Origin of the sequence: Mesorhizobium sp. M7A.F.Ca.CA.004.04.2.1 (genome assembly GCF_004022825.1) — a bacterium.
Lineage (GTDB): Bacteria > Pseudomonadota > Alphaproteobacteria > Rhizobiales > Rhizobiaceae > Mesorhizobium.
Genome location: NZ_RZPH01000590.1, coordinates 1 through 3,795, shown reverse-complemented (window position 1 = coordinate 3,795; position 3,795 = coordinate 1). Strand labels below are relative to the sequence as shown.

Sequence of the window (3,795 nt, the reverse complement as noted above, 5' to 3'; positions counted from 1 at the left end):
GATGAGGGAGCCTGCGGTCACGTCAGCCGGGATCTTGCGTGCCGAAAGCCGCACCCGTTCCGGCGCATAGCGCAGTTTCGGTCTTGCGGTCGACGTCACGTCGATGGTCAGCCGGATACGGCCAGTTTCCATCCGGTCGAGCGAGACGACGCGGCCGGTCACCTGCGTCGAGATTTCCGAGCCCAACATTTGTGTGCCCGCACGCCACGTCTCGACCTTGGCAGCAAGCAGTCCTAGGGCGCACAAAAGCGCCGCCATGAAACACAGATGGGTCTTTGGCCATGAGCGCGAGACCAGCGCACAGATCCCCGTCAAGATGACAACCGCGACAGGTCTCGCAAAGTCGGGTTCAGCCGTCAGCGAAAAATAGCCGATCGCTCCGATCGCCAGGCAGACCGGCACCAGCAGGAAGGCCACGCCCCGGTCGAGTTCCAGGCTCGCCGCCGTGTTCACGCTGTGGCGCAGGCGAGGCAGTGATGTCAGGCTGATTTGCCGGCGCACGCGAACGATCCTGCCGGTTTCGGCAACAGGAACAGAGGCGGCGACATCCGCTTGCAAGGGCGCCTTGCCGGGATCCGGCACAAGGGGCGATGGCGGCGGCAATGGGGCTGGCCGAGGCGCAAACAGGGACCGTTCGCTGACGCCGATGGCAGCGTCCTCGCCCTGATCCGAGCCCCAGCCTCGTCCAGCCATCGGGTCTGCCCCTTGCGCCCTCGACACCCTATGCTACATGAACGCCGGGCGCGCGAAAGCCCGCGCAACCGCACCCCGCTTCAGATGGTTTCCGAGAGTTCCATGTCCGACAAGGTCGTCACCCGTTTTGCCCCTTCGCCCACCGGCTATCTGCACATAGGCGGCGCGCGCACGGCGCTGTTCAACTGGCTGTATGCGAAGCACACTGGCGGCACGATGCTGCTGCGCATCGAGGACACCGACCGCGAACGCTCCAATGAAGCCGCGACGGCTGCCATCCTCGACGGGCTTTCCTGGCTTGGCCTGAGCTGGGACGGCGAGCCGGTGTCGCAGTTCGAGCGTGCTCCGCGCCACCGCGAGGTGGCTGAGGAGCTCGTGCGCATGGGCAAGGCCTATTATTGCTATGCCACGCCGGCCGAACTGGAGGCCATGCGCGAGGCCGCCAGAGCCAAGGGGCTGCCGCCCCGCTATGACGGCCGCTGGCGCGACCGCGACCCCTCTGAGGCGCCCGCAGGCGTCAAGGGCGCCATTCGTATCAAGGCGCCGACCGACGGCGAGACCATCGTCCATGACCGTGTCCAGGGCGAGGTGCGCTTTCCCAACAAGGATCTCGATGACTTCATCATCCTGCGTTCTGACGGCAATCCCACTTACATGCATGCCGTCGTCGTCGATGATCATGATATGGGAGTCACCCATATCATTCGCGGCGACGATCATCTGACCAACGCCGCTCGCCAGACCGTGATCTACAACGCCATGGGCTGGAACGTGCCGTCCATGTCGCATATCCCGCTGATCCACGGCGCCGATGGCGCCAAGCTGTCGAAGCGGCACGGCGCGCTTGGCGTCGAGGCCTATCGCGCCATGGGCTACCTGCCGGAGGCGCTGCTCAATTACCTGGCGCGCCTTGGCTGGAGCCATGGCGACGACGAGATCATGTCGATCAAGGATATGATCTCGTGGTTCGACATCGGCGATGTCAACAAGGGCGCGGCGCGCTTCGACTTCGCCAAGCTGGAGGCGATCAACGGCGCGCATATGCGCCGCATGAGCGATGCCCGACTGTTCGACATCTTCATCGCTACCCTGCCCTATCTCGAAGGTGGCCCGGCGATCGCCGCGCGCCTGAACGACAGCACCAAGGCGCAGTTGCTGGCAGCGCTTCCGGGCTTGAAGGACCGCGCCAAGACGCTGGTCGAGCTCGTCGATGGCGCGGCCTTCCTGTTCGCCACGCGCCCCCTGCCGATCGACGACAAGGCGGCCCTTCTGCTTACCGACGATGCCCGCAAGATCCTGCGCAGTGCTCACGAAGCTTTGAACGGGCTTGCGAGTGACTGGACAGCCGCCTCGGCGGAGGCGGCGATACGCGAGGTGGCAGCGGCCGGCAGTCACAAGCTCGGCGCGGTGGCCCAGCCTTTGCGCGCTGCGTTGACCGGCAAAAGCACCTCGCCGGGCGTGTTCGATGTGCTCGCCGTGCTCGGCCGCGAGGAAAGCCTGGCGCGCATCTCAGATCAAATCGATTAGGAGCAAACTGGCCCAAGAAGATTGGCATTGAAAGGCGGGTTTCGCAGTGCAACATTAGGCCTTGGCCCAATCTGGCACGCACCTCCTGAAATGCGGTGGCGAATACGCGCATTGCGGTGATTTTCGACGTGTCGCTCTGCAGAATTTTGCCTTTGCCGGCATGAGGAAACAAGAAGGAGTTTGCAATGACCGAAGCTGCGAAAAAAATGGATTTGGGCGGCAAGACCCAGGAGGCCACGGCAACGCTTGCATTCGCCGGCAAGACCCATGAATTCAAGGTGCGAAGTGGTTCGGTCGGGCCTGATGTCATCGACATCGCCTCGCTCTACTCAACCACCGGCGCCTTCACTTACGATCCGGGCTTCACCTCGACGGCAAGCTGCGAGTCGGAAATCACCTTCATCGACGGCGATGCCGGCATCCTGCTGCACCGCGGCTATCCGATCGACCAACTGGCCGAACACGGCGACTTCCTCGAGGTCTGCTATCTCCTGCTTTACGGCGAACTGCCGACCAAGGCGCAGAAGGACGACTTCGACTATCGTGTGACGCGCCACACCATGGTGCATGAGCAGATGTCGCGCTTTTTCACCGGCTTCCGCCGCGACGCGCACCCGATGGCGGTGATGTGCGGCGTGGTCGGCGCGCTGTCGGCCTTCTACCACGACTCCACCGACATCTCCGACCCCTACCAGCGCATGGTTGCCTCCATGCGGCTGATCGCCAAGATGCCAACGATCGCGGCGATGGCCTACAAATACCACATCGGCCAGCCCTTCATTTACCCGAAGAACGAACTGAACTTCGCCGCCAACTTCCTGCACATGTGCTTTGCCGTGCCGTGCGAGGAATACAAGATCAACCCGGTGCTGGCGCGCGCCATGGAGCGCATCTTCATTCTGCACGCCGACCACGAGCAGAACGCCTCGACCTCGACCGTTCGTCTCGCCGGCTCGTCGGGCGCCAACCCGTTCGCGTGCATCGCCGCCGGCATCGCTTGCCTGTGGGGCCCAGCGCATGGCGGCGCCAATGAAGCGGCGCTCAACATGCTTGGCGAGATCGGCCATGTCGATCACATCCCCGAATTCATCGCTCGCGCCAAGGACAAGAACGACCCGTTCCGCTTGATGGGCTTTGGCCACCGCGTCTACAAGAACTACGATCCGCGCGCCAAGATCATGCAGAAGACGGCGCATGAGGTTCTGGGCGAGCTCGGCATCAAGGACGATCCGCTGCTCGACATCGCCATGGAACTGGAAAAGATCGCGCTGACCGATCCCTATTTCATCGAGAAGAAGCTCTACCCGAATGTCGACTTCTATTCCGGCATTACGCTGAAGGCGCTGGGTTTCCCCACCACCATGTTCACCGTGCTGTTCGCGGTCGCCCGCACCGTCGGCTGGATCGCACAGTGGAAAGAGATGATCGAGGATCCGCGCCAGAAGATCGGCCGCCCGCGCCAGCTCTATACCGGCGCACCCGAGCGTGACTACGTGCCGATCGCCAAGCGGTGAATTGGGAGTAGGGATTGGGCAGTAGGCAGTAGGGACGGTGAACTTCCCTACTGACTATTCC

The 3,795-nt window shown here is 63.1% G+C and carries 2 protein-coding genes and 1 pseudogene; 2 read left to right on the top strand and 1 reads right to left on the bottom strand.

Features of this window, described 5'->3' with window-relative positions; translation table 11 throughout:
- Nucleotides 1–693: pseudogene (locus tag EN893_RS23245) on the bottom strand (competence protein); the annotation flags it as partial.
- A gap of 102 nt (nt 694–795) precedes the next feature.
- On the opposite strand from EN893_RS23245, the gene gltX reads away from it, so the two are divergent.
- Together gltX and gltA are read left to right on the top strand one after the other, a co-directional pair.
- Entirely contained in the window at nt 796–2,220 is a 1,425-nt protein-coding gene (gltX, locus tag EN893_RS23240) for a glutamate--tRNA ligase (RefSeq protein ID WP_127270289.1), read from the top strand.
- Between the two features lie 185 nt (nt 2,221–2,405).
- Complete coding sequence (gltA, locus tag EN893_RS23235; RefSeq protein ID WP_127270290.1) at nt 2,406–3,734, top strand: citrate synthase; 1,329 nt, start codon at nt 2,406–2,408, stop codon at nt 3,732–3,734.
- Nucleotides 3,735–3,795 lie beyond the last annotated feature (61 nt).